27 protein-coding genes are annotated in these 23,915 nt (G+C 67.7%); 16 read left to right on the forward strand and 11 right to left on the reverse strand.

Annotated elements, in window-relative coordinates; genetic code table 11:
* Positions 1-36 precede the first annotated feature (36 nt).
* The 3 genes from rbfA to N536_RS0104355 are packed head-to-tail and all read left to right on the forward strand — an operon-like array spanning position 37 to position 2,855.
* Positions 37-555 carry a 30S ribosome-binding factor RbfA gene (rbfA, locus tag N536_RS0104345; RefSeq protein WP_029112482.1) on the forward strand — a complete coding sequence of 173 codons (519 nt, stop codon included), beginning with the start codon at positions 37-39 and terminating at the stop codon, positions 553-555.
* Positions 524-1,531, forward strand: a complete 1,008-nt coding sequence (locus N536_RS0104350) for a bifunctional oligoribonuclease/PAP phosphatase NrnA (RefSeq protein ID WP_155948455.1) — start codon at positions 524-526, stop codon at positions 1,529-1,531. Before rbfA ends, N536_RS0104350 begins: the two co-directional genes overlap by 32 nt.
* A gap of 16 nt (positions 1,532-1,547) precedes the next feature.
* On the forward strand, positions 1,548-2,855 hold the full coding sequence (locus N536_RS0104355; RefSeq protein ID WP_036435488.1) for an MATE family efflux transporter: 1,308 nt from the start codon (positions 1,548-1,550) through the stop codon (positions 2,853-2,855).
* Positions 2,856-2,863: 8 nt separating this feature from the next.
* Here the strand turns inward: N536_RS0104355 and N536_RS0104360 are convergent, their stop codons facing one another.
* The 4 genes from N536_RS0104360 to N536_RS0104375 form a co-directional block, all read right to left on the reverse strand.
* Positions 2,864-3,676, reverse strand: a complete 813-nt coding sequence (locus tag N536_RS0104360) for an ABC transporter ATP-binding protein (protein ID WP_029112485.1) — start codon at positions 3,674-3,676, stop codon at positions 2,864-2,866.
* Positions 3,677-3,689: 13 nt separating this feature from the next.
* Positions 3,690-4,724, reverse strand: coding sequence for an ABC transporter substrate-binding protein (locus N536_RS0104365; protein WP_029112486.1), 1,035 nt, complete (start codon positions 4,722-4,724; stop codon positions 3,690-3,692).
* A 31-nt stretch (positions 4,725-4,755) separates the two neighbouring features.
* Positions 4,756-5,496, reverse strand: a complete 741-nt coding sequence (locus tag N536_RS0104370; protein WP_231514421.1) for an ABC transporter permease — start codon at positions 5,494-5,496, stop codon at positions 4,756-4,758.
* A 274-nt stretch (positions 5,497-5,770) separates the two neighbouring features.
* Entirely contained in the window at positions 5,771-6,802 is a 1,032-nt protein-coding gene (locus N536_RS0104375) for a LacI family DNA-binding transcriptional regulator (RefSeq protein ID WP_029112488.1), read from the reverse strand.
* Between the two features lie 211 nt (positions 6,803-7,013).
* Here N536_RS0104375 and N536_RS0104380 point away from each other — a divergent pair, with 211 nt between their 5' ends.
* The 3 genes from N536_RS0104380 to N536_RS0104390 are packed head-to-tail and all read left to right on the forward strand — an operon-like array spanning position 7,014 to position 10,203.
* Positions 7,014-8,174: a Gfo/Idh/MocA family protein gene (locus N536_RS0104380; protein ID WP_029112489.1), complete on the forward strand. Its 1,161-nt coding sequence runs from the start codon at positions 7,014-7,016 to the stop codon at positions 8,172-8,174.
* Complete coding sequence (locus N536_RS0104385; protein ID WP_029112490.1) at positions 8,171-9,358, forward strand: dihydrodipicolinate synthase family protein; 1,188 nt, start codon at positions 8,171-8,173, stop codon at positions 9,356-9,358. Before N536_RS0104380 ends, N536_RS0104385 begins: the two co-directional genes overlap by 4 nt.
* On the forward strand, positions 9,358-10,203 hold the full coding sequence (locus tag N536_RS0104390; protein ID WP_029112491.1) for a sugar phosphate isomerase/epimerase: 846 nt from the start codon (positions 9,358-9,360) through the stop codon (positions 10,201-10,203). Before N536_RS0104385 ends, N536_RS0104390 begins: the two co-directional genes overlap by 1 nt.
* Before the next feature lie 12 nt (positions 10,204-10,215).
* Here N536_RS0104390 and N536_RS0104395 read toward each other — a convergent pair whose 3' ends face one another.
* Positions 10,216-10,779 carry a class I SAM-dependent methyltransferase gene (locus N536_RS0104395; RefSeq protein ID WP_029112492.1) on the reverse strand — a complete coding sequence of 188 codons (564 nt, stop codon included), beginning with the start codon at positions 10,777-10,779 and terminating at the stop codon, positions 10,216-10,218.
* A 50-nt stretch (positions 10,780-10,829) separates the two neighbouring features.
* Positions 10,830-11,594, reverse strand: coding sequence for an enoyl-CoA hydratase (locus N536_RS0104400; protein ID WP_029112493.1), 765 nt, complete (start codon positions 11,592-11,594; stop codon positions 10,830-10,832).
* 31 nt (positions 11,595-11,625) lie between these two features.
* Here N536_RS0104400 and N536_RS0104405 point away from each other — a divergent pair, with 31 nt between their 5' ends.
* Together N536_RS0104405 and N536_RS0104410 are read left to right on the forward strand one after the other, a co-directional pair.
* Entirely contained in the window at positions 11,626-11,892 is a 267-nt protein-coding gene (locus N536_RS0104405) for a DUF2277 domain-containing protein (RefSeq protein WP_029112494.1), read from the forward strand.
* The gene (locus tag N536_RS0104410) at positions 11,889-12,437 is read left to right on the forward strand and encodes a DUF1802 family protein (protein ID WP_029112495.1); all 549 of its coding nucleotides are present in this window, start codon (positions 11,889-11,891) and stop codon (positions 12,435-12,437) included. The genes N536_RS0104405 and N536_RS0104410 overlap by 4 nt, the downstream gene beginning before the upstream one ends.
* On the opposite strand, the gene N536_RS0104415 is transcribed toward N536_RS0104410, so the two are convergent.
* Together N536_RS0104415 and N536_RS0104420 are read right to left on the reverse strand one after the other, a co-directional pair.
* Complete coding sequence (locus tag N536_RS0104415) at positions 12,426-14,108, reverse strand: CocE/NonD family hydrolase (protein WP_051574244.1); 1,683 nt, start codon at positions 14,106-14,108, stop codon at positions 12,426-12,428. The two genes, N536_RS0104410 and N536_RS0104415, sit on opposite strands and share 12 nt — an antisense overlap.
* Before the next feature lie 36 nt (positions 14,109-14,144).
* A complete protein-coding gene (locus N536_RS0104420; RefSeq protein WP_231514422.1) occupies positions 14,145-14,747 on the reverse strand; it encodes a TetR/AcrR family transcriptional regulator in 603 nt (200 codons plus the stop codon).
* Positions 14,748-14,817: 70 nt separating this feature from the next.
* On the opposite strand from N536_RS0104420, the gene N536_RS0104425 reads away from it, so the two are divergent.
* Positions 14,818-15,987, forward strand: a complete 1,170-nt coding sequence (locus tag N536_RS0104425) for a sulfotransferase (RefSeq protein WP_029112498.1) — start codon at positions 14,818-14,820, stop codon at positions 15,985-15,987.
* Positions 15,972-17,048: a hypothetical protein gene (locus N536_RS0104430; RefSeq protein ID WP_029112499.1), complete on the forward strand. Its 1,077-nt coding sequence runs from the start codon at positions 15,972-15,974 to the stop codon at positions 17,046-17,048. Before N536_RS0104425 ends, N536_RS0104430 begins: the two co-directional genes overlap by 16 nt.
* Here N536_RS0104430 and N536_RS0104435 read toward each other — a convergent pair.
* The gene (locus tag N536_RS0104435) at positions 17,045-17,629 is read right to left on the reverse strand and encodes a membrane protein (protein ID WP_029112500.1); all 585 of its coding nucleotides are present in this window, start codon (positions 17,627-17,629) and stop codon (positions 17,045-17,047) included. The genes N536_RS0104430 and N536_RS0104435 overlap by 4 nt on opposite strands.
* Before the next feature lie 131 nt (positions 17,630-17,760).
* On the opposite strand from N536_RS0104435, the gene N536_RS0104440 reads away from it, so the two are divergent.
* The 3 genes from N536_RS0104440 to truB are packed head-to-tail and all read left to right on the forward strand — an operon-like array spanning position 17,761 to position 20,281.
* On the forward strand, positions 17,761-18,714 hold the full coding sequence (locus tag N536_RS0104440; protein ID WP_029112501.1) for a metallophosphoesterase: 954 nt from the start codon (positions 17,761-17,763) through the stop codon (positions 18,712-18,714).
* Positions 18,714-19,382 carry a 4'-phosphopantetheinyl transferase gene (locus tag N536_RS0104445; protein WP_029112502.1) on the forward strand — a complete coding sequence of 223 codons (669 nt, stop codon included), beginning with the start codon at positions 18,714-18,716 and terminating at the stop codon, positions 19,380-19,382. The genes N536_RS0104440 and N536_RS0104445 overlap by 1 nt, the downstream gene beginning before the upstream one ends.
* Complete coding sequence (gene truB / locus N536_RS0104450; protein WP_029112503.1) at positions 19,379-20,281, forward strand: tRNA pseudouridine(55) synthase TruB; 903 nt, start codon at positions 19,379-19,381, stop codon at positions 20,279-20,281. Before N536_RS0104445 ends, truB begins: the two co-directional genes overlap by 4 nt.
* Before the next feature lie 4 nt (positions 20,282-20,285).
* On the opposite strand, the gene N536_RS0104455 is transcribed toward truB, so the two are convergent.
* Positions 20,286-20,735, reverse strand: a complete 450-nt coding sequence (locus N536_RS0104455; RefSeq protein ID WP_029112504.1) for an SRPBCC family protein — start codon at positions 20,733-20,735, stop codon at positions 20,286-20,288.
* A 154-nt stretch (positions 20,736-20,889) separates the two neighbouring features.
* On the opposite strand from N536_RS0104455, the gene N536_RS37445 reads away from it, so the two are divergent.
* Together N536_RS37445 and N536_RS37450 are read left to right on the forward strand one after the other, a co-directional pair.
* Positions 20,890-21,477 (forward strand): TetR/AcrR family transcriptional regulator, encoded by a 588-nt coding sequence (locus tag N536_RS37445; RefSeq protein ID WP_051574245.1) that lies wholly within the window; start codon positions 20,890-20,892, stop codon positions 21,475-21,477.
* Positions 21,478-21,607: 130 nt separating this feature from the next.
* Entirely contained in the window at positions 21,608-22,114 is a 507-nt protein-coding gene (locus tag N536_RS37450) for an SRPBCC family protein (RefSeq protein WP_064751520.1), read from the forward strand.
* Here N536_RS37450 and mntR read toward each other — a convergent pair.
* Complete coding sequence (gene mntR / locus N536_RS0104470) at positions 22,111-22,824, reverse strand: manganese-binding transcriptional regulator MntR (RefSeq protein ID WP_029112505.1); 714 nt, start codon at positions 22,822-22,824, stop codon at positions 22,111-22,113. The genes N536_RS37450 and mntR overlap by 4 nt on opposite strands.
* A gap of 81 nt (positions 22,825-22,905) precedes the next feature.
* Between mntR and N536_RS0104475 the strand changes: the two genes are divergently transcribed.
* Positions 22,906-23,883, forward strand: coding sequence for a bifunctional riboflavin kinase/FAD synthetase (locus N536_RS0104475; protein ID WP_029112506.1), 978 nt, complete (start codon positions 22,906-22,908; stop codon positions 23,881-23,883).
* Positions 23,884-23,915: the final 32 nt, after the last annotated feature.

The following is a 23,915-nucleotide window of genomic DNA, read 5'->3' on the forward strand; positions in this document are numbered from 1 at the left end:
GCGTCCTCATGATCGAGCGCTTGCGCGAAGAGCATCATGGTTGACGTTGGGCGGGCGCGCAGGCTCTCCAAGCGCATCGGCACCGTCGTGGCCTCGGCGATCGAGTTCGAGATCAAGGATCCCCCGTTGGCCTTCGTGACCATCACGGACACGAAGGTGACGGGAGATCTGCACGACGCCACGGTGTACTACACGGTGCGCGGGGAGACGTTGCAGGACGAGCCGGATTACGCGGGCGCGGCTGCGGCGCTGGAGCGTGCGAAGGGGACGTTGCGTACCAAGGTCGGTGCGGCTACCGGGGTTCGGTTCACTCCGACGCTGGCATTCGTGCTGGACAAGGTGCCCGATACGGCCCAACACATGGAAGAGTTGTTGGCTCGTGCGCGGGCGGCGGACGCGGACCTGGCGCGGATTCGGCAGGGTGCCATTCCCGCCGGCGACGCGGACCCGTACCGTGTGTCGGGGGCGGAGGGATCCGGTGGGGACGAAGATGTGGAGCTTGACCACCAGTTCGACCCTGAGGATGCCCGTGACCGCGATCGATCCGACGACTGAGCGACCTCGGTCGTCGGTGCGCGTCGATGCCCGCGGAGCAGCTGACCTGCTGATTGCCGCGGACACCGTCGGAATCGTGTGCCACGTCTACCCAGACGCGGACACCATCGGCGCGGGTCTGGCGCTGGCGCTGGTTCTCCAGCACGCGGGCAAGGACGTGCAGGTTGCGTTCGCGGCTCCCGCGGATCTGCCCGAATCGCTGCAGTCGCTTCCCGGTGGTTATCTGCTGGTGTCGCCGGAGTCCATGCGCCGGGACCCCGATCTGGTGGTGACGGTCGACATCCCCAGCGTCAACCGCCTTGGTTCGCTGCGCGACCTCGCCGAGCTCGGTGGCGAAGTCCTGGTGATCGACCACCATGCCTCGAATCAGCTGTTCGGCACTGCCAACTTCGTCGATCCGTCCGCGGATTCGACGACGATGTTGGTCGCCGAACTGCTGGACGCCTGGGACAAGCCGATCGACGCCAGCGTGGCGCACTGCCTGTACGCGGGGTTGACCACCGACACCGGTTCGTTCCGGTGGGCCAGCGCCCGCGCACACCGGCTGGCAGCCCGACTGCTGGAGCTCGGGGTCGACAACGCGGAGATCAGCCGCACGCTGCTGGACACGCATCCATTCTCTTGGCTGCCGATGCTGTCGCGCGTGCTGTCGTCGGCGCGGCTGGTGCCGGACGCCGCCGGCGGCCGCGGCTTGGTGTATGCCGTTGTCGCGCACCATGAGTGGGCGCAGGCGCGTCCCGAAGAGGTCGAGAGCATCGTCGACATCGTGCGCACCACGTCGCAGGCCGAGGTCGCCGCGGTGTTCAAGGAGATCGAGGTCGGGCACTGGTCGGTGTCGATGCGGGCCAAGTCGGCGGTCGACCTGGCCGCCGTCGCCAGCTCGTTCGGTGGTGGCGGGCACCGCCTGGCCGCTGGATACTCCGCGACCGGCGCGGTCGACGACGTCGTGAAGGCACTAGAAGTCGCGCTTGCTTGAGCCAGCCGATCAGCCCATGCCGCCGGCAACCGGCCGGCGAATCGCGGGGCTGGCGTTGCCCGCGCTCGGGGTGCTCGCCGCCGAGCCCCTCTACCTCCTGTTCGACATCGCGGTGGTCGGCCGGCTCGGCGCACTGAGCCTGGCCGGGTTGGCGATCGGCGGGCTGGTCCTGGCGCTGGTGGCCTCGCAGCTCACCTTCCTGTCCTACGGCACGACCGCGCGGGCGGCCCGGTACTTCGGGGCGGGTGACCGCGACTCGGCCGTCGGTGAGGGCGTGCAGGCGACGTGGCTTGCCATCGGGCTGGGTGCGTTGATCGTGGCGACGATCGAGGTGGCAGCGGTGCCGCTGCTACGGCTGATCGCCGACGGCGGCGAGATAGCCGACATGGCGCTGCCGTGGCTGCGCATCGCGATCCTCGGTGCGCCGGCCATCCTGATCTCGTTGGCAGGCAACGGCTGGATGCGGGGCGTGCAGGACACGGCCCGGCCATTGCGGTACGTCGTAACGGGTTTCGCCGTGTCGGCGGTGCTGTGCCCGACGCTGGTGTACGGCTGGCTGGGATTTCCGCGCCTGGAACTGGCCGGCTCGGCGGTGGCGAATCTGGTCGGCCAGTGGCTGGCGGCGGTGCTGTTCTGCCGCGCACTGTTGGCCGAACGGGTGCCGCTGCGGGTGGACTTCACCGTGTTGCGCGCGCAGGTCGTGATGGGCCGGGACTTGGTGGTGCGCACCATGGCGTTCCAGGCCTGCTTCGTATCGGCCGCGGCGGTCGCGGCGCGGTTCGGTGCGGCCGCCGTCGCCGCACATCAGGTCGTGCTGCAGCTATGGAGTTTCCTTGCCCTGGTGCTCGATTCGCTGGCGATCGCCGCGCAATCGCTCGTCGGTGCCGCGCTGGGGGCGGGTCAGCTGGCGCACGCCAAGTCGGTGGCGTGGCGGGTGACCGTGTTCTCCACGCTGGGTGCGGTTGTGCTGGCCGCCACGTTCGCCGTCGGGTCGTCGGTGATGCCGTCGCTGTTCACCGACGACCGCTCGGTGCTCGACGAGATCGGCGTGCCGTGGTGGTTTCTGGTGGCCCAATTGCCCATCGCGGGCGTGGTATTCGCGCTCGACGGGGTCTTGCTCGGTGCCGGGGACGCGAAGTTCATGCGCAATGCGACCCTGGCGAGTGCGCTGATCGGGTTCCTGCCGCTGATCTGGTTGTCGCTGGTGTTCGGCTGGGGCCTGCTCGGCATCTGGTCGGGTCTGACGACGTTCATGGTGCTGCGGCTGGTGTTCGTCGGCTGGCGCGCGTTCTCCGGGCGCTGGCTGGTGGCCGGAACCGGCTAGTTCCGCAGTCAGTCCGCAGCGCTGGTGCTGCCCAACAGGTCACGCACCCGATTGGCCACCCGGATGAACTCCTGGCGCTCCATCGTCTCGGCGTACTCGCGCTCGGCGGGCAGGTCGACGTCCAGCGTCTCGACGATGCGGCCCGGCCGCGGACTCATCACGACCACCCGGTTGGCCAGGTACACCGCCTCGGCGACCGAGTGCGTCACCAGCACCACGGTGGTTCCCGTCTCCCGCCAGATGCGGTGCAGCTCGACGTTCATCTTTTCCCGCGTGAGTGCATCCAGCGCCCCGAAGGGCTCGTCCATGAGCAACACCTCCGGTTCGTGCAACAGCGCCCTGCACAACGAAACCCTTTGCTGCATACCACCGGACAGCTCGTGCGGCAGCGCGTTCTCGAAGCCGGTCAATCCAGTCATCTCGATGAGGTAGTCGCAGCGGCGCTGCGCGGCCTGGCGTGGCATGCCACGCATCTCGGCTTGCAGCAGGATGTTCTTGCGCACCGAGCGCCACTCGAGCAGCGCGGCGCGCTGGAACACGAAGCCGATCTCGCGCTGGGGCCCTCGGACGCGGTTGCCGCGCAGGCGGACTTCACCTGAGCTGGAGTCGGTCAGGCCGGCGATCACCTTCAGCAGGGTCGACTTGCCACAACCGGACGGGCCTGCGATCGCGACGAACTCGCCGTCGGCGACGCGCAGGTCGATGCCCTCCAGGGCGGTGGTGGTGGCCCGTTTCGAGGAGAACGTCACGGTGAGGTCTTCGATCGTGATGGCGTCGGACGTCACGGTGGTTCCCCGGGTCGGGATGGTGGCTGCAGTCATGTCGATGTGGTCCTTACCGCTGGGCCTTGGGCGTGAAGGATGAATCCCAGTACTCCGCAGGGTCTTTGGCGGACTTCAGCAGTCCGGCATCGGTCAGAGTGGAAATCGTGGTGGTCCAGTCTTCCTTGGCGTTGGTGCCCGGCACCTGGTTGGCGGTGGCAGGGGTGGACAGCAGCGGGATGGTCTGCTGCCACTGCTGCAGCAGCACCTCGCGCGGCGGCATCTGCGGATCCTTGCCTGCCATCGCCGAGACGGCGCCCTCGGGGTCGGCCGCGGCAGCCGCGAACGCCTCGCTGGTGGCGTCCACCATCGACTGCACGAGTTCGGGGTTGTCCGCGATGGTCGACGTGTTGGCGATCAGTCCGTTGCTGTAGAAGTTCAGCCCGGCATCGGAGTAGCGCAGGTAGCGGACCTCACGTCCGCTCTTGTTGGCGACGGTCGGCCCTTGGTCGTGGGCGAAGCCGATCAGGCCGTCGACGCGGCCGGACAGCATCGCGGCCATCTTGCCTGCGGCGTCGAGGCTCTGCTGCGTGACCTGGTCCTGCGGCACGCCGACCTTCTTCAGGTAGATCGGGAACGTCGTGGTCGGAGCGTCGCCAGCCGACACCGCGATGGTGCGGCCGACGAGATCCTGTGGCTTCTGGATGCCGGAGTCGGCGAACACCTGCACCGCGGACGGAGTGGTCTGCAGGAATACTCCCGTGCTCTTGACGTCCACACCCTTGTCGATGTTGCTCAAGACGGCCGGTGTGTCCGCCCAGCCGAAGTCGGCCTGCTTGGAGCCAACTGCCTGGACGGTCTTGGTGGAGCCCTGCCCGGCGTCGATCTGCAGGTCGATTCCATGCTTGGCGAAGATGCCCTTTTCGACGCCGTAGTAGAACGGCGCGTGCTCGCCGTAGGGATACCAATTCAGCATCAGCGTGGTGGGTGAATTGGCGCCCTCTGCGGCGGAGTCTTTGTCGGTGTTGCTGCCGCCGCAGCCGGCGAGGACCAGCATGGCAGCGGAGGCCGCGACTGCGGCGGTCATGGCGCGTCGGGAGAAGGTCATGGATTCGCTCCTGATTCTGAAAGTAGGGGGGTCACGCCGTGGTGGCCGAATTGACGGTGCGACGCGACGAGTGCCACGGGATGAGCAGCTTCTCGGCGATCTCGATGATCGCGAACAGCAGGATGCCGAGTGCCGACATGATGATCAATGCGGCGAACAGCATTGCGGTGTCGACGTTTCCGTTGGCCTGCAGGATGACGTAGCCCAAGCCCTCGTTGGCGCCGACGAACTCGCCGACCACGGCGCCGGTGACTGCGAGCGTCGCGGCGACCTTCAGGCCGGACATCAGCTGGGGCAGCGATGCGGGGAGCCGGACCTTGAGGAAGGTCTTGAATCTGCTCGCGCCCATGGTGGAGGTCAGTTCGAGAATCTCCGGGTCCACCGTGCGCAGGCCCGCCAGACCGGAGATGACGATCGGGAAGAACGCCATCAGCACAGCCACCAGGATCTTTGGCGACGGTCCGAAGCCAAGCCACACGATGAACAGCGGCGCGATGGCGATCTTGGGGACCACCTGGGCGAAGAGGATCAACGGGTACACCGTCTTCTCCAGGCTTGCCGAGTAGATCATCAAGACCGCGACCAACTCGCCGACGACCGCGGCAATGACGAACCCGATCACGGTCTCCCACGTGGTGACCCAGGTGTTGGTGGCGAGGTAGGACATGTTCTCCTGCGCGGCGTGCCAGGTGTCCGTGGGGGAGGGCAGGATGTACGGGGCAACCAGTTCGGCCTCGGTGACCGCCCACCACCCGGCGAGCAACACCACCACGAGAGCCAGCGGGCGCCATAGGCCTGCGGCGGTTCTGCGCAGGGAAAGGGTTGGATACCGGAGAGGATTCCGGCGGGCGGGAGCCGACCGGGCTGGCGTGGACCCCGTAGGTCGCATGCCGGCCGAAGCGGTTACAGCCATGATCTTCCTAAGGTTCGCGGTGGACGCGGATCAGTGACCCGATTGGGAATGCGCTTTCCGAAGCAATTTCGAGGTTAACGTGACCCAGCGCACACTGTCAACGCCGTCGTCGATTCCGACGCTGCGGGCCAGGTCAGGGCAAGCGCGTGCTATCCCGGAGTAGCACCTTCCCTGGGATCCGGACGCGAAGGCCGTCGCCTTCGGCGTCGGTGCGTAGGGCGAGTTCGACGGCCCGCACGCCGATCTCCTCCAGCGGTAGCGCCACGGTCGTCAGGCTCGGAGTGTGGTCGCGCAGCGTCGGGATGTCGTCGAACCCCGCGACGCACACGTCGCGGGGTACCGACAGGCCGAGTTCACTCCACGCGGCGATGGCGCCGATCGCCATCACGTCGGTGACCGCGAACACGCACACCGGTGCCGCGCCGCTCTCCGGCGCCAACTGCAGGGCTGCGGCAAGGCGCCTGGCTGCCGAATAGCCCCCGTCCCTGGTGAAGTCGCCGGAGACCTCCACCAGCGGGGTCAGGCCACAGCGCCCGAGCGCTTCGACGAACCCGTTGCGGCGGTCCACCGATGTCCGGATGTTGCCCGGGCCTCCGATGATCGCAAACTGAGTGTGGCCGGCCGCAACCAGTTCGTCAGCCAATTCGCTTGCAGCAAAGCGATTTTCCGGTTCGACGGCACCACCGAAGGCCAGCGGTTGACCGATGACCACCACGCGGCCGCCGTTGGCGCGATAACCGCCGAACTCGGCCTCGAGGTCGCGGTCGAGGTGTCCGCTCTGGCGCGAACCGGCGAGCACGATCGCGTCGGCGCGGTGGGCGATGAACGTACTCACCGCTTGGCGTTCGATGTCGAAGTCACGGTCCGTGCTGGCCAGCAGCACCTGCTTGTGCGCCGTGCGGGCGGCCGCCTGCACCCCGCGGGAGATGGACGAGAAGTACGGATCGGCAATGTCATGGACGATGAGGCCGAGCAGTCCGGTCGACGCTCGCGCCAGCGCCTGCGCCTGGGCATTGGGCACGTACCCCAGCTCGCGGGCGGCCGCGCGGACCCGGTCGGCGACGCCCTCGCCGGGGATGCGACTCGACCCGTTGAGCACGCGCGACGCCGTGGCCTGTGAAACACCTGCCCGCACGGCCACATCCTGCAGTGTCACCGCCGCCATCAGCACTCCAACCGTCGTCGCGCGCCTGCTTCGCAGTTCGACAGAGCGCTGCGAAGGCCCGGGGTTGACCGGAACGCGGTCACAGCTTAGCGTGGAATGCGCATTCCGAAGTGCTAACACCGCGGCTGCTCGCTGCCGAGCAAGTTTCGGTGCAGTCAATCGACAGCACTAGCCCGCCGATCTCCGCGGGCACCTAGACAAGGAATTCCCGATGGCTTCCGCTTCCCCTACACGAAACCTCCGCATCGCCATGAACGGTGTGACCGGACGCATGGGCTACCGCCAGCATCTGCTGCGCTCGATTCTGCCGCTGCGGGACTCCGGGCTGGTGCTAGAGGACGGCACGAAGGTCTACGTCGAGCCAATCCTCATCGGCCGCAATGCCGAAAAGCTCGCTGAGCTGGCGGCCGAACACGGCATCGAGCACTGGACGACCGATCTGGCGTCGGTCATCGCCGATCCGACAGTCGACGTCTACTTCGACGCGCAGGTCACGTCGCGGCGGGTGGAGGCGCTTTCGGCAGCGATCAAGGCGGGCAAGCACGTCTATACCGAGAAGCCGACCGCCGAAACCCTCACCGAAGCCGTCGAACTCGCGCGGATGGCGGAGAACGCCGGCATCGTCGCCGGCGTGGTGCACGACAAGCTGTATCTGCCGGGGCTCGTCAAACTGCGACGCCTGGTCGATGAGGGCTTCTTCGGGCGCATCCTGTCCATGCGCGGGGAATTCGGTTACTGGGTGTTCGAAGGCGACGGCCAAGCGGCGCAGCGACCAAGCTGGAACTACCGCGCCGAGGACGGCGGCGGCATCACCATCGACATGTTCTGCCACTGGAACTACGTGATGGAGGCGCTTCTCGGGCCGGTGCAGGCGGTAACGGCTCGCGCCGTCACCCACATCCCGACGCGCTGGGACGAAACCGGCCAGCCCTATCCCGCCACCGCCGACGACGCGGCATACGGCATCTTCGAGATCGACGGCGGCATCGTCGCGCAGATCAACTCGTCCTGGGCGGTACGGGTCTACCGCGACGAACTCGTCGAATTCCAGATCGACGGTACCCACGGTTCCGCGGTCGCCGGCCTGCGGCGCTGTGTCGCCCAACAGCGCGCGCACACCCCGAAACCGGTGTGGAATCCCGACCTTCCAGCGACGGAGCAGTTCCGCGACCAATGGCTCGAGGTGCCGGCGAACGCAGATCTCGACAACGGGTTCAAGCTGCAGTGGGAGGAATTCCTGCGGGACGTGGCCGCCGGCCGCCCGCACCGGTTCGGGCTGCTTTCGGCCGCCCGCGGCGTGCAACTCGCTGCCCTGGGCTTGCAGAGCTCGGCCGAAGGTCGCCGCATCGCCGTGCCGGAGATCGTGCTGTGAGTGCCCCGACGACGGCCACCGCGCTCACCCTGCCGGTCGGTGGCGAGCTGCGCACCTACGAACTCGGAGATCCCGGCCCATGGCGCAGGCCCACCCGGCCCATCGAATCTCGGATCGCGTTCGCCGCGGCACATGTCGTGCCGAAGGTGCTGGGGGACAACACTCCTGGTGCTCCCGCCGACCTGGACTGGGATGCCACACTCGCCTTCCGGCACGAGCTGTGGTCGTACGGGCTGGGCGTGGCGGACGCGATGGACACCGCGCAGCGGGGCATGGGACTGGACTGGGGTGCGACCCGAGAATTGATCCGACGCAGCGGCCAGGAAGCCGCGACGGTCTCCGGCCTCCTGGCGTGCGGCGCCGGGACGGACAACCTCGATGCCGCCGACCTGCCCGGCGGCACACGTGGCCTGGCGGTCATCACCGACGCCTACCGTGCGCAGATCGACGTGGTTCGCGAGGCCGGCGCCAAGGTGATCCTGATGGCATCGCGGGCGCTGGCGCACGTCGCGGCATCGCCGGCCGACTATCTGTCGGTGTACGGCACTCTGCTCGCGGAGGTGGATCGGCCGGTGATTCTGCACTGGCTGGGGGAGATGTTCGACCCGGCCCTCACGGGCTACTGGGGTGGTGCCGACATCACCTCTGCCACCGCGACGTTCGTGCAACTCGTCGAGGAGAACGCGGACAAGGTCGACGGCGTCAAGGTGTCGTTGCTCGACGCCGACCACGAGGTGGCTCTGCGCCGCGCTCTTCCCCCCGGTGTCAGGCTCTACACCGGTGACGACTTCAACTACCCCGAACTGATCGTCGGTGACGGCGACGGGCACTCCGACGCACTGCTGGGAATCTTCGCAGCCATCTACCCGGCGGCGTCTGCGGCCCTGCAGGAACTCGACGCCGGCCACGCCGAGCGCGCTCGCGAAATCCTAGACTCGACACGGGCTTTGGGTCGGCACGTGTTTGCCGCGCCGACCTTCTACTACAAGACCGGCATCGCGTTCCTGTCCTGGCTCAACGGTCACCAGCCGGGGTTCGCGATGGTCGGCGGGTTGGCCAGTGGGCGCTCGGTGCGTCATCTGTGTGAGGTCTTCGTGCTCGCGGACCGCGCAGGCCTGCTGTCCGATCCCGAGCTCGCTACGCACCGGATGCGCAGCTTCCTCGCCGTCAACGGAGTGCTCTGATGACCGCCGGGAACGACACGTTCTCGAGGCTGTCGCTCAACACCATGACGACGAAGTCGTGGTCGTTGCGCGACGCCGTCGAGGCGACCGCCGCGGCCAGCTTGCCCGCGATCGGGCTGTGGCGTGACCGGGTTGCCGAAGCAGGCGTCGGGAACGCAGCGAAGCTGGTGCGCGACTGCGGACTTCGCGTCTCCAGCTTGTGCAGGGGCGGCTTCCTGACGGGAGTCGACGACGCGTCGGCGGCCATCGATGACAACCGGCGTGCGATCGATGAGGCCGCCACTCTGGGTGCGCCGGAGTTGGTCGTCGTCGCCGGGGGAATTCCCGATCGCGATCTGGCCGGGGCACGTGCGCGGCTGGCGGAGCGACTTGCCGAGTTGGTGCCCTACGCCGCCGATCGGGACGTGCGGTTGGCGCTGGAGCCGTTGCACCCGATGTTTTGCGCGGACCGCGCGGTGATCTCGACGCTGGCCCAGGCGCTCGACTTGGCGGCGCCGCATCCGGCGGCGACGGTCGGCGTCGTCGTCGACACCTTCCACGTGTGGTGGGATCCTGCGCTGGCCGAGGGAATTGCCGCTGCCGGCGCGCAGGGCCGGATCAGTTGTTTTCAGATCTGCGACTGGCTGACGCCGATGACGCCGGACCCACTCGTGTCGCGCGGAATGATGGGCGACGGCGTGATCGACTTCCGCGCGATCGCGGCGCTGGTGCGAGCCAGCGGATACCGCGGTGACGTCGAAGTCGAGATCTTCAACGAGACCGTTTGGGGGACAGATGGATACGCCGTCATCGACACGATGAAGGACCGCTACCGCGACCTCGTGCTGCCCGCCCTGGCGGGGTGAGGCCCGGACCGGTTAGCCGCGGCGCGCGATCACTGCCCACCCGTACGGGTTGGTGCGCACGTCGATTCGTTCGAAGCCCGCGGCGGCTAGCCGGTCGGGGAGCGAGTCGGGGTCGACGGGGTTGTAGGTGTCGCCCTCGTGGTGGGCGGCCAGTTCTTCACTGGCAAGGCTGTCGCTTGCCACCAGCGCCGCGCCCGGCCGCAGCACCCGCGCGATCTCGCCGAACAACCGGTCCTGCAACGCAATCGTCGGCACGTGGTGCAGCATGGTGAAACACGCAGCGCCGGTGAATCTTTCGTCGGGGTAGGCGAGCGAGGTGGCGTCGGCGTTGACGATTTCGACCGTCGGCGTGTCGGCGAACCGCTCGCGCAGCATCGCGGCGAGTTCCTCGTCGATCTCCACCGACGTCAAACGTGGCACGGCCACGCTGAGCACGTCGGTGGTCGCGCCGTAGCCCGGGCCCACCTCGAGCACGTCGTCGCCGAGGTCGGTGTCGCCCAGCGCCCACGGCAGGATGACCTCGCGAATGGCCTGGCGCCACTCGTCGCTGCCACACTTCTGATGCGCCTCGTTCATGGCGGCAGACTACGCCCGGGCACCGCCCCGTCGGGTCCGTACGTCGACGGTCAGTGCACCTGCGCGCGGCCGCGCTCCAACACCGCCGATCGGTTCGCGGCGATGTCGTCACCCGTGGCGACGCTCATCCACTCCTTGGCCGACGTCGCCTCGATCCATAGCCCGGCGCTGGTCTGCTGTTCGTCGATGCGGTGGTAGGACTCCAGCAGTGCGCGCACGGCTTTGGCGTTGTTGCCGACGATCGAGGCGGCGACCTTGCGGGCCGCAGGCAGAAGGTCGTCGTGCGGCACCACCTCGGTCACCAGGCCTGCGCGCAGCGCGTCCTGGGCGGACAGATAGTCACCGGTGAGGCTCATGCGTCGGGCCAGACCGACGCCGACCTTCTGGGGCAGCCGCACCGAGAGGCCCCACGTGGGCAGCAAGCCGACGCGGGCATGGGTGTCGGCGAAGCGGGCGTTCTCGGACGCGATCAGGATGTCGCAGTACAACGCGATTTCCAGGCCGCCGGTGACCGCGGCGCCGTTGATCGCGCCGATCACCGGCGTTCCCATGGCGGGCCATTTGGGGGAGATGTCGGGAAGTTGCGTGGTGTCGCCGAGTTCCTTGAGGTCCAGGCCGGCGCAGAACACCGGGTCGGCGCCGGTGACGATGACCACGTCGACGCCGTCGTCCACCTCGGCCTCCCGCAACGCCGCATAGAACCGGGTGCGCAATGCGGAGGAGAGCGCATTGCGTGCCCGTGGGCGGTTCAGGGTCAACGTGCGGACGCGGTCCGTGGTGTCGACCAACAGGACGTCATCTTCGGTGGCGGGCATGTGCTTCACCGTATCGACCTATGGTTGAAGCATGTGCCGGAACATCACCGAGTTGCGCGGTCTAGAACCCTCGGCGACCGCCGAGGAGATCGAGGCCGCTTCGCGCCAGTACGTCCGCAAGGTCAGCGGCATCACCCGCCCGACCGCCGCCAACGCCGACGCCTTCGAAGCCGCGGTCGCCGAGGTGACCGCGACGACGACCCGTCTGCTGTCCCAACTGCCGCCGCGACGGCAGCCGCCGAAGACGGTTCCGCCGTTGCGTCGTCCCGAGGTTCGGGCCCGCCTCGCGGCGAAGTGAGCACGCCCGCGCTCAAGGAGTGGAGCGCGGCCGTGCACGCGATGCTCGACGGTCGTCAGACCGTGCTGCTGCGCAAGGGCGGCATCCACGAGAAGCGCTTCGCTCTGGAATCGCCGGAGTTCGTCTTCTTCCCGACCATTGCGCACGGGCACGCCGAACGGGTGCGCCCCGAACACCTCGAGCTGCTGGACGCGGCGGCCCCCGATAGCACCGAGGACGAGCTGGTGATTCGGGCGGGCGCGAAAGTGGTTGCCGCGGTGGCGGTCAACCGCCCCGACGGGCTGGACGAGATCTCCGACGCCCACATCTGGACCGCCGAGTCGGTGCGCACCGACCGACTGGACTTCCGGCCCAAGCATCGCCTCACGGTGCTGGTGGTGCAGGCTCGACCGCTCACCGAACCGTTGCGGCTGCCAAGGCAACCCGAATACGCGGGTTGCACGAGTTGGGTGCAGTTGCCGGTGACGCCGCAGTGGGCGCAGCCGGTGCACGACGACGCGACGCTTGCCGAGGTCGTCGAGCGCGTCCGTCGCTCAGTCGGCTGACGGAGGACGCGGACCGGCGGGCAGCAGCAGCCGAGACAGGCCGCCATCACCATGGTGGACGGTGTGGGTGGCAGGCACCAGGCGGCGCCCGGTGACGGGAGGCTCGTCGGTGCCCAGGTTGCGCGCGAACCGCGGGTGCGAGCCGCCCGCGACCAGGACCCGGATGCGCGAACCCGCGGGAAAGCGGTGCGCGACCGCGTCGAGCTCGATGCGAACCAGGCCGGAATCGGTTGTGAGCCTGAGGAATCCATCGGTGACATTGCGGGAGCGGCCCTTGGCGTCGACCTCGCTGATCCGGACGAACAGGTCGTTGAAGGGGTTGTCGCAGGAGTGCGCCAACTCGATGACCGGGCTTCCGGCGACGTACAGGTCCGTCGCGAGCGCGCCACCGGTGAAGCCGAGGACGTCGGCGCGTCGCGACAGCGCACTGTCGTCGCGGTAGCCGGCCTCCCTCGAGAGCAGCCGTCCGCCGACGGTCGGTGTCGGGTCCGCCGGGTCGTAGGTGAAGCGCGACGGCCGCGCCGTCTCCTCCGGCGGTGTGTCGCCGAGGCTGCCGCCTGGCCGCAGGTACAGCGTTTCCTCGGGCATCGAGGGTGGCCAGTCTGGCAGGTCGGTCCACCCCCGCCCGTTGACGTGGATCCGCACGGGGCTGCGCGACGTGGAGTGGCTGCCGGCCAGATGCGTGCCCAGCCAGTCCAGCGATTCGCGGATGACGGTTGGTGCGCCCTTGGTCATCATCTCGCTGTGCGGCCAGGGGCCAACCGTCAGCGCGACGGGCACGTCGCGCTGCCGCAGGTGCCGATACTGGGCGAGCGTCTGGTCGAGGAACAGGTCTTGCCACCCGCTGGTCAACAGCACCGGAATCCGTACGCGGTCGAGCGCTTCGGCTGCCCGAAACGCCGTCCAGAACGGGTCGTCCGGGTCCGGATGCTCGAGCCAGGACTCGTACCACGGTGCGCCCGCGCCGAGCAGCCGGCGCCCCGCCTCGCCCATGGGCAGGCCGTTCGCGGCGTCCTTCACCAGCCGCTGTGCCCGCACCTGCCGGATGAGTGCCTGCAAGCCGCGGGGTTCTTCCTGGTGGGTGACCAGGTCGGCCCAGCCGAGGAAGTCGTTCAGCGAGAAGGAGCCGGTACCCCAGGAGGATGCGCTGAAGTCGTGCGGGCCGACGACGATGACCGCCGCCGTCAGCTCCGGTGGCGGGTCCTGCAGCAGCGCCCACTGGGTCCAGCCGAGATAGGACAACCCGATGGTGGCGAACGAGCCGGTGAACCACGTCTGTTCCCGTAGCCAGGCGACCGTGTCGGCGCCGTCCTCGGCCTCGTGCACGATCGGCACGAACTCCCCACCGGAGCCGAACGTGCCACGCACGCTTTGGATCACCACGTGATAGCCGCGAGCGGCGTAGACGGCGCCGAACAGGCTGGAGAAGGGGTAGGTGCGGCCGTAGGGGCCGCGGACCAACAGCGTGCCCGACGGTGTGGGTGTTGCCGGCACGTAGTGGTCGGCAATGAGCTCGACCCCGTCGCGCATCGGCACCCGCAGCCCGCGCTCCACGGTGTATTCGGTGGTCGGAGGCGGCAGCCGAAGTAGACGGCTGATGGCGCGGCCTGTGTAGCGGCGGATCCGCGTGCGCGCGGACGAGGACGTCGGCCGAGTGAATGTCGCGGTCACGCGAAAAGGCTACTGGGGCGGCGATCCTCGGTCGGATCACTGTCCAAGTGGTGGTGGATCGTCGTCGGTGATGGTTGCCAACACCCTCGCAATCAGCCAGGTGATTGCGGTGGTGGCGTCGGTCGCGGGCACGTTCCACGGTCCAACGAGACGTTCGTAGGTCGGCAGGTTCCACAACACGTCGAGCAGTCCCGCCACGGCGTGGCGCTGGACCTCGGACCAGCGCGGTGTCGCCGCCGACACCGCCCGCAGCAGCGCGTCCTTGCGGCGCTCGTCGACCCCGGCGAACGTCGGATCGCCAGGGGTGCGGAGTGTTTCGGCAACCGTAAACCGTTGCAGCGAGGCGAACACCCGGCTGGTCACCTCGGCGAGATTCTCCAAGTCGACGTCCTCGTACGAAATGCCGGCGTCGTCCTCCAATCGCTGCATGACGGCGTCGTGCAGATGGCGCTCGGTGGGGAAATGGCGGTAGACGGTCCGCTCGCCAACCCCTGCGCGTTCCGCGACGGCGCGGAACGTCAGATCTCGCCAGTCCCAGCTGGCGAAGCCGTGGGCGAGGTCCGCGCCCGCCGTCACGATGCGGTCCCGGGTCTGCGCGGCCTGATGGCGGCGCGCCGGACTGTCGTAGGCGCGCCGCATCCCTGTCCCTCTTGACGGTTCATTCATATTGGTGACAGTCTACTGTCTCTAATTACAGTGGAGGTGCACCGTGGCATCACCGAGTGAGTTGTTGCAGACCGCCATTGCGCAGACGGGTCTCGATGACTTCGGGGCAGACTCGTTTCGCGAGGGGTTCGAGATCTTGCTCAAGGCGCTGGACGATGAGGCCCGCCTCAACGCGCGCGGCGAGGCCTACGTCTACCCGCGCATCGTGCTGCACTTGCGGCAGCGGCTTCAGGTCGAGAACTGGTACCGGCGTCACCCCGAGATCGACGACGAGCCGGTTGACATGCCGCTCTTCGGGCTCGGTCTGCCGCGGACCGGGTCCACAGCCCTGTCGTTCCTTCTCGCTCAGGATGCGGACGTCCGGTACCTGCGCTCTTGGGAGGCGGCGCAGCCCTGCCCACCGCCGTCGACCGTCCTGGGAGCGGACCCGCGCATACCGCCCGGCGTCGCGGAGGTTATGGCGGGCAGCCGTCACCACGTCCCGCAGGACCCCGATGGTCCGATGGAATGCCTCGACCTGATGGCTCTGGACTTCACGTCGCAGATCTTCCAGGCCTACGCCCAAATCCCGACGTATTCGGAGTGGCTCGTCGAGCGGGCCGACTTCAACTCGACCTATGCCTACCAGCGGCGCGTGCTGAAGCTGCTGCAGTGGGGTCAGCCCACGAGGCCGTGGCGACTCAAATCTCCGTCGCACGTGTTGTCGCTGAGTTACCTCGACAAGGCGTTCCCGGACGCCCGCTTCGTCATGACGCACCGCGATCCAACCGACGTGTTGCTTTCGGTAACCGACGTCTATGCCGACATCGTCGGCGGATTCACCGATCACCTCGACCGCCGCTACCTCGGTGAGTTGAACGTCCACCAGTGGTCGGTCGGGATGGACCGGGCGGTCGAGTTCCGTGACGGCGGTGCCGATCACCGGTTCTTCGACATCGACTTCCGCGCGATGGTCGCCGATCCGGTGGCCGAGGTGCGCGCTCTGTACGCGTGGCTCGGCGTGCCGGTCACCCACCAGTTCGAAGCGGGCATGCGGACCTGGTGGGCCCAGAACGCCCAGACTCGGGAGCCGAAGCCGAAGGCCGACGCACAGGACTTCGGCCTGGACGTCGACCAGATCCGTCCCCGGTTCGCAAACTACGTCGAACACTCACGACGCTGGACGGCACGAGACACCGGAAGGGTGACATCGCATACATGGCAATCGATCTGACGGGCGGCATCGATCCGCGGCGGGAACTGATGTTCGCCGAGCGACCCGCCAATCCTGAAATGCGGGATTCGGTGAGCTTTTGGGTATTCGACGACCGCGGTGCGTTGGGGCTACCCCGAATCGGCATCGAGGCGGTCGCCGCTAGCTGGGAGGACCACTCGATTCAGGTCAACGTGGCCTTCCCGGACGGCAGGGTGTTCCGCCTGCGCGAGGATGCGCCGAGCCGGCCCACCGCGGGCCCCGACGGGCGGCCGACGGTGCTAGGTGCTGGACCGCTGACATTCGCGTGCGTGCGTGAATTTGATACCTGGACAATGGCGTTCGACGGCATGGCGATTCAGACCTCGTCGGCTGACCTGGCCGCGGGTCGCAAGGACGGCCCGTCGGTGCACGTCCGGTTCGACGTCGAAGCGGAATTGGCGGCGCCACCGTGGGTGCAGGGCTCGCTCGATGCGGAGTCCGGGTCAAGGCTGCAGAAGTCGGTCGAAGGCGACCTGATGGGCGGTCCCCGCTACGAACAACTGTTCCGCGCAACCGGATCACTACAGGTCGGTGGCGCGAACCACTCGTTCACCGGTAGTGGCCTACGCATCCGTCGGCAGGGTGTCCGCAAGCTCGAGGGATTCTGGGGGCACTGCTGGCAATCGGCGCTGTTCGGAAGCGGGAGGGGGTTCGGCTACATCGCCTATCCGCCGCGCCCCGACGGGCAGCCGACCTTCAACGAGGGCTACCTGTACCTCGGCGATTCGGATGGCGGCGGCGACCTGATTCCGGCACGCGTCATCGAGGCCCCATGGCTGCGACGGCTGCAACCGCTCGGCGAAGACGTCTCCGTCGTGCTCGAGACTACGGACGGCATCGTGCGGATCGAAGGGGAGACGGTGATCTCTACCCACGACATCACCGACCCCAGTCAGGTTCCCGCCGATCAGTTGGCCAAGATGGCGAACTGGACGTTCCCGGCGCTGCAGCAGGCGGGTGTGCGGTACAGCTGGGACGGGGAGCAGTCCTACGGCATGCTCGAACGGTCGATTCCGATGGATCAGATCGAGCGCGACTAGAACTTGTAGTACGGCGCCAGTTCGTGCGCTCGCTGCAGGTTGGTCGCCAGGCAGTCCACGTTGTCGGCGTCGTAGATCGGCGAGTAGAACACCGACTGCTGAATCACGCCGTAGCTGGTGTCGAACGCGATCATGCAGGTGATCCACCAACGGTTGTTCCAGTCCGTGGGCTTCATGATCCAGTACTGCGCGGCGCGGTGCCCGCCGATGTCCAGTTCGACGGCGTCCGCGGGGATCGTCTGCTCATAGGTTCGCCAGACGAAAGCTTCTACGGCCATCTGGTAATTGCCGGCGTCGAAGTGGCAGCGCAGCCCGTCCTCGGGTTGCGGCGGCGTGAACGCCAGGCCGAGTCGCGTGATGACGTCGTACGGGATGTCCTTGCACGCGTCGAACGGCGAGGGGTTGACCGTCTCGATCACGGGCCACTTGATGGTGGTGGAGACGTCGCTCATGGGCGCTGACGTGGACCGAAGCTGCACGGCGCCGTTGTCCGGCGCGGCGACGGGGTTGGTCTGCCAGACGACGATCACTGCCGCGACCAGCGCACACATTGCCGACAGCAAGCGCAATTTGGCTGCCATCACACTCCTTCGCGCTTGTTGGGCATTCCGGGGGAGTGTACAAGTCGCGACGCCCGACCCGAAGGGGAAAGAAGAACATGTTCTAGTTGCCGCGGTGGCTCGGCGCGCCCGCGCCAGTAGGCTCGGCAGTTGTGTCTCTGGAACATCGGCACCCAACCCTCTGGGCGATCAGCGACCTTCACATCGGTCACACCGGCAACAAGCCTGTCACCGAGTCGCTTCATCCGGCATCGCCCGACGACTGGCTGATCGTCGCCGGCGACGTCGCCGAGCGCACCGATGAAATCAGATGGTCCCTGGACCTGCTGCGCAAGCGCTTCGCCAAGGTGATCTGGGTGCCCGGAAACCACGAACTGTGGACCACCGGCAAGGACCCGATGCAGATCTTCGGCCGGGCACGCTACGACTACCTGGTCAACATGTGCGACGAGATGGGCATCGTCACGCCCGAGCATCCGTTCCCGGTGTGGACCGAGGAGGGCGGACCGGCGACCATCGTGCCGATGTTCCTGCTCTACGACTACTCGTTCCTGCCGGAGGGCACGGCCACCAAGGCCGAGGGTTTGGCGTTGGCCCGCGAGCGCAACGTGGTGGGCACCGACGAGTTCCTGCTGTCCGCCGAGCCCTACGCCACCCGCGACGCATGGTGCCGCGACCGGATCACCCAGACCCGCAAGCGGCTGGAGGACCTGGACTGGATGACGCCGACCGTTCTGGTGAACCACTTCCCGATGGTGCGCGAACCGTGTGAGGCGATGTTCTACAAGGAGTTCGCCCTGTGGTGTGGCACCACCGCCACCGCCGACTGGCACACCCGCTACAACGCGATCTGCTCGGTCTACGGCCACCTGCACATACCGCGGACCACGTGGTATGACGGCGTGCGGTTCGAAGAGGTGTCGGTCGGCTATCCGCGAGAGTGGCGGCGCCGCAAGCCGTATCGATGGATGCGTCAGATCCTGCCGGACCCGAAGTATCCGCCCGGCTATCTCAACGAGTTCGGCGGCCACTTCGAGCTCACCGACGAGATGCGCGGCCATGCGGAGAAGATGCAGGCGCGAATCAGGGACCGGCAGGCCAGGTGATGAGCAGCAACAAGTTGCTCGGCGGGGTGCTGCCCGATCAGGTGGCGGCGGCCGAACTCTACGACGACCCACCCGATCTGGCGCCGCTGCCCGAGGAGGAACCGCTGATCGCCCGCTCGGTGGCCAAGCGGCGCAACGAATTCGTCACCGTGCGCTATTGTGCACGCCAGGCGCTCGGCGAACTGGGGCTGCCGCCGGTGCCGATTCTGAAGGGGGACAAGGGCGAGCCGTGCTGGCCGGACGGCGTGGTCGGCAGCTTGACGCACTGTGAAGGCTTCCGCGGCGCGGTGGTGGGCCGCCGGGCCGAAGTCCGCACGATCGGCATCGACGCCGAACCCCATGACGTGCTGCCCAAGGGTGTGTTGCCGGCCATCAGCCTGCCCGCAGAACGTGCCGAGCTCGCGGGATTGCCTGCCAGCCTGCACTGGGATCGAATTCTGTTCTGCGCCAAGGAGGCGACGTACAAGGCCTGGTTTCCACTGACACACCGGTGGCTGGGCTTCGAGGATGCGCACATCACCTTTACGGTCGATGGTTCTTCAGACGCAGGCACGTTCACCTCGGCGATTCTCATCGATCCGGCCGCCGAGTCGGGGCCGCCGTTGACCTCGCTGACCGGGCGCTGGTCGGTGCGCGACGGTCTGGCGCTGACGGCGATCGTGTTGTGAGTACCAACCCCAGTCCCGGCATCGTCGTCGTCGACAAGCCCGCCGGGTGGACCAGTCATGACGTCGTCGGCCGCTGTCGCCGGCTGTTCGGCACCCGCAAGGTGGGGCACGCGGGGACCCTGGACCCGATGGCCACGGGCGTGCTGGTGGTGGGCATCGAGCGGGCCACCAAGATCCTCGGCTTGCTCACCACGACCGACAAGTCGTATGCGGCCACCATCCGGCTGGGGCAGAGCACCTCCACCGAGGATGCCGAAGGTGAACTGCTGCAATCGGTTTCGGCAGCGGACGTGACGGATGCCGCCATCGGTGCGGCCGTTTCGCGCCTGCGCGGCGACATCGAGCAGGTGCCGTCGTCGGTCAGCGCCATCAAGGTGGACGGGCAGCGCGCGTACAAACTCGCCCGCGAGGGCAAGACGGTCGAACTGGCCGCGCGACGGGTGCGGATCGACCGCTTCGAGGTGCTGGCGACCCGCCGACCCCACGAGGTTCCCGATGGGCTGATCGACGTCGACGTCGAGGTGGACTGCTCGTCGGGCACCTACATCCGGGCGCTCGCTCGCGACGTCGGCGAAATACTCGGTGTCGGTGGGCATCTCACCGCACTGCGGCGCACCCGCGTAGGCCGGTTCGGGCTGGGGGAGGCCCACACGCTCGACGAACTCGCGGACGCACCGCGTCTGAGCCATTCGCTGGACGAGGCGTGCCTGCTGACCTTCCCGCGTCGCGACCTCACCGCCGATGAAGCCGAGTCGGCGCGGCACGGTCGGGCACTGCGGCCTGCAGGCATCGACGGCATCTACGCGGCGGCCGCGCCGGACGGCGACGTCATCGCGCTGCTGAGCGACGAGGCGTCGCGCACCAAGTCCGTGGTGGTGCTGCGCCCCGCCACGCTGTAGCCGATCAGCCGTACAGCGCCTCGAACCGTTCTATCGACTTCTCGATGTCGCCCTTCACGGCGCGGGCCGCCGCTGCTCCGATCGGGCCGAACAGAGGCCTGCCGCCCAGATCGAGCTTGACGGTGAACGAGCTGCCCGCGTCCTTCGGCGCCACGGTCATCGTGAGGGCGTACTTGGCACCGCCGACGCCGTCGCCGGTGATCTCCAGCGACCCCGTGGTTCTTGAAGATGATGGCGGATCGAACTTCCGCACCGTCCACGTCACCCGGTTGCGCAAGCCCTTGGCACCTGCCACGCCGATGACCGTGGTTCCGACGGTGAGTTCGTCGGGAAGTTCCGATCGCCACCCCTGATGCATCTGCAGCCAGTCGCCCAATTCCGCGAGGTTGGACACATGCACCCACGCGTCCTCCGGAGTGAGGGAAAGCGTTCGGGTCAGCTCGAGTTTCGCCACCCCCGGATCGTAGAGGGAGCAACGCGATTACCTGCCGATCTGGAGGTAACATCGATCCACCGACCGGGGGTGGGAAGGGGCCGACGCAGTCAGCACACGTGAGGGCGCGGACGTCCGACGCGGGCGGCGCACTCAGGCCGAACGCAGTGCCGCCATGCGCCTGCGCCTGCTCAATGCCACCGTCGAGTGTCTGGTGGCGTATGGCTATGCGGGCACCACCACGCACCGCGTCGCCGAGTTGGCCGGAGTCACCCGAGGCGCGCAGATCCATCACTTCCGCGCCAAGGAGGATCTGGTGGTCGCGGCGATCGAGCACCTGGCGCAGCAGCGGGCTCAGGTGACCATTCGCGAAGTAGGCCGAATCCGCGACAGTGTCGATCCGGCGACGGCCGTCCTGGACTTCCTCTGGGATTTGCATCAGGGCCCGATCTTCGTTGCCACACTTGAGCTTTGGATGGCTTCTCGAACCGATCCGACACTCGCGCATCACGTTCAGCGGGTGGAGCCGGTGGTGAACGGCGCATTGTTCGCGGCGATCGGGCAGGTACTGCCCGACCGGGCCGCGCAGAAGGACCTGAGAGACTCGGTCTACACGGCGATGGATGCGCTGCGGGGAATCCTGTTGACCGGCTTCGTCGACGGCGACGTCGGCCGGTTGCGCAAGCGTTGGGATCGGGCGAGCTCCCGCCTGCGGCGCGATCTCAGCGAGGCGCTCGCGTCGGACGGGCGTCCGCAGACCTGAACTGGCATGGGCCACAAGGGAGGAAAAAGTCCCGTCGTGCTGCGTTCCGGCCAACTTAGATACCAACTGGCAGGTATGCTACCGACACCACGAAGCGCACCTGACCGACGAACGAATGCAAGGAGCGGGCATGGGCCATGTCGCAGTCTCCCGGCATCTCGCCGCCGCCCCGGATGCACTGTGGGCGATCGTCGCCGATCCACGGACCTGGGATGAGTGGTTCACGGTGCACGGCCGCTGGCTGGTGGAGCCGCCGGCCAGTCTCGCAGCGGGGACGAGACTGACCGCAGGCATGTTCATCTTGGGTGTCGCCAACAACATCGTGTGGACGGTGGAGTCGATCATCGCTCCGGTCAGCATGATGATGGTCGGGACCGGAGTGGCAGGCCTGACCGCCCAGTGCGGCTTCACCATCACCCCCGCGGGAACGGGCTCGCGGTTCACCGTCGTCGGCGACTTCGCCGGGACCCTCGTCAGGGGCTCCGTCGTCAAAGCCGTCGAGCGAGAGGGAGTCGCGCAGCTGGTGAAGAGCATGGCGCTGCTCGAAGCCCTGGCGTCGGGCAGCGAGGCCCGTGCCCGGGCGGGCGCCCTGCGGCCGGCGCTTCGCCTGGTACACGGACTGGGGCCAACGGGTTAGGCGACCACCCAGATCGCCTGCGCCGCAGGGCTTCCCAGATCCACGGTGGTCTCACCTGCGTCGCCGGGCGCCGCGGGATTCGCGGGGTTCTCTATGGCCACCGAGATCATCCCCGCGAAGTCGCGCCGGGCGAGCACCCGCAGCCGCGAGTCCAGGCTGATGCCGACACTGTCGAAGTAGCGCAGCATCTCGGGATCTGCATCCGAGATCCGTGCCACCGTGCCCGCGTCGCCGTCGTGGCACACCGACAGCTGGCGCGCGGGTGGCGTGGGCACCTGGCCATCGGCAGCCGGGATGGGATCGCCGTGCGGATCGCGGGTGGGATAGCCGAGCTTGGCGTCGATGCGGTCGAGCATCCGGTCGGATACCGCGTGCTCGAGCACCTCGGCCTCGTCATGGACCTCGTCCCAGCCGTAGCCGAGTTCGTTGACCAGAAACGTCTCCATCAGCCGGTGGCGTCGCACCATCGCCAGCGCCGCCTTGCGCCCCGCCTCGGTCAGCGTCACCGCGCCGTACTTCTCGTGGTCGACCAGTCCCTGGTCGGCGAGCTTGCGGATGGATTCCGACGCGGTGCTCGCCGACACCCCGATCCGTTCGGCGAGCAGCTTCGTGCTGACTTTCTCCAGCGACCATTCCTGCGCGGTCCAGATGACCTTCAGATAGTCCTCGGCAACCGTCGACAGGTCGCGCTGATTGCCTTCAGGAGTCACAACCAAGAAGTTTAGGCAATGATCACCTCAACTGGGGATCCAGCGACGACGACGGGGCCGCCGCGCCGTACGCTTGCAGACGTGCAGCGCTGGCGGGGTCAGGACGAGATCCCCACGGACTGGGGCAGATGCGTCGTCACGATCGGCGTGTTCGACGGTGTGCACCGTGGACACGCCGAACTGATCAATCATGCCGTCAAGGCCGGCCGGTCCCGTGAGGTGCCGACCGTCTTGATGACGTTCGATCCGCATCCGATGGAAGTCGTGTTCCCTGGCAGCCATCCGGCCCAGCTCACGACGCTGACCCGGCGCGCCGAACTCGTCGAGGAAATGGGCATCGACGTCTTCCTCGTCATGCCGTTCACCCACGACTTCATGAAGCTGACCCCCGAGCGCTACATCCACGAGTTGCTCGTCGAACGGCTGCACGTCGTCGAGGTCGTGGTCGGCGAGAACTTCACCTTCGGCAAGAAGGCTGCGGGCACGGTGGGCATGCTGCGCAAGGCCGGTGAGCGGTTCGGCTTCGCCGTCGAGAGCATGTCGCTGGTGGCCGAGCATCACCGCGACGAGACGGTGACGTTCTCGTCCACCTACATCCGGTCCTGCGTCGACGCCGGTGACGTGGTGGCCGCGACGGAGGCGCTGGGCCGGCCGCACCGGGTCGAAGGCGTCGTGGTGCGCGGCGACGGCCGCGGCAAGGTCCTGGGCTTTCCCACCGCCAACGTCGCGCCGCCGATGTTCTCGGCGATCCCCGCCGACGGTGTGTACGCCGCGTGGTTCACGGTGCTGGGGCACGGCCCGGTGATGGGCACCGTCACGCCCGGCGAGCGGTACCAGGCGGCGGTGTCGGTGGGCACAAATCCGACGTTCTCGGGCCGCACGCGCACCGTGGAGGCGTTCGTCCTCGACACGGAAGCCGATCTGTACGGTCAGCACGTCGCGGTCGACTTCGTCGCCCGCATCCGGGGGCAGGAGAGGTTCGCCTCGGTCGACGACCTCATCACGGCGATGGGCGCCGATACCGCCAAGGCGCGGACGATTCTGCGCGATTCCTTCTGAGCACTGGTGCGCTGTTAGACTCTCCGGCGACC

Source organism: Mycobacterium sp. URHB0044, assembly GCF_000620625.1.
GTDB lineage: Bacteria > Actinomycetota > Actinomycetes > Mycobacteriales > Mycobacteriaceae > Mycobacterium.

Coding starts and splice junctions, on each gene's coding strand:
- rbfA (WP_029112482.1), top strand. CDS start 37: ATGGTTGACGTTGGGCGGGCGCGCAGGCTCTCCAAGCGCATCGGCACC.
- N536_RS0104350 (WP_155948455.1), top strand. CDS start 524: ATGCCCGTGACCGCGATCGATCCGACGACTGAGCGACCTCGGTCGTCG.
- N536_RS0104355 (WP_036435488.1), top strand. CDS start 1,548: ATGCCGCCGGCAACCGGCCGGCGAATCGCGGGGCTGGCGTTGCCCGCG.
- N536_RS0104360 (WP_029112485.1), bottom strand. CDS start 3,676: ATGACTGCAGCCACCATCCCGACCCGGGGAACCACCGTGACGTCCGAC.
- N536_RS0104365 (WP_029112486.1), bottom strand. CDS start 4,724: ATGACCTTCTCCCGACGCGCCATGACCGCCGCAGTCGCGGCCTCCGCT.
- N536_RS0104375 (WP_029112488.1), bottom strand. CDS start 6,802: ATGGCGGCGGTGACACTGCAGGATGTGGCCGTGCGGGCAGGTGTTTCA.
- N536_RS0104380 (WP_029112489.1), top strand. CDS start 7,014: ATGGCTTCCGCTTCCCCTACACGAAACCTCCGCATCGCCATGAACGGT.
- N536_RS0104390 (WP_029112491.1), top strand. CDS start 9,358: ATGACCGCCGGGAACGACACGTTCTCGAGGCTGTCGCTCAACACCATG.
- N536_RS0104395 (WP_029112492.1), bottom strand. CDS start 10,779: ATGAACGAGGCGCATCAGAAGTGTGGCAGCGACGAGTGGCGCCAGGCC.
- N536_RS0104400 (WP_029112493.1), bottom strand. CDS start 11,594: ATGCCCGCCACCGAAGATGACGTCCTGTTGGTCGACACCACGGACCGC.
- N536_RS0104405 (WP_029112494.1), top strand. CDS start 11,626: ATGTGCCGGAACATCACCGAGTTGCGCGGTCTAGAACCCTCGGCGACC.
- N536_RS0104420 (WP_231514422.1), bottom strand. CDS start 14,747: ATGCGGCGCGCCTACGACAGTCCGGCGCGCCGCCATCAGGCCGCGCAG.
- N536_RS0104430 (WP_029112499.1), top strand. CDS start 15,972: ATGGCAATCGATCTGACGGGCGGCATCGATCCGCGGCGGGAACTGATG.
- N536_RS0104435 (WP_029112500.1), bottom strand. CDS start 17,629: ATGGCAGCCAAATTGCGCTTGCTGTCGGCAATGTGTGCGCTGGTCGCG.
- N536_RS0104445 (WP_029112502.1), top strand. CDS start 18,714: ATGAGCAGCAACAAGTTGCTCGGCGGGGTGCTGCCCGATCAGGTGGCG.
- N536_RS37445 (WP_051574245.1), top strand. CDS start 20,890: ATGCGCCTGCGCCTGCTCAATGCCACCGTCGAGTGTCTGGTGGCGTAT.
- N536_RS37450 (WP_064751520.1), top strand. CDS start 21,608: ATGGGCCATGTCGCAGTCTCCCGGCATCTCGCCGCCGCCCCGGATGCA.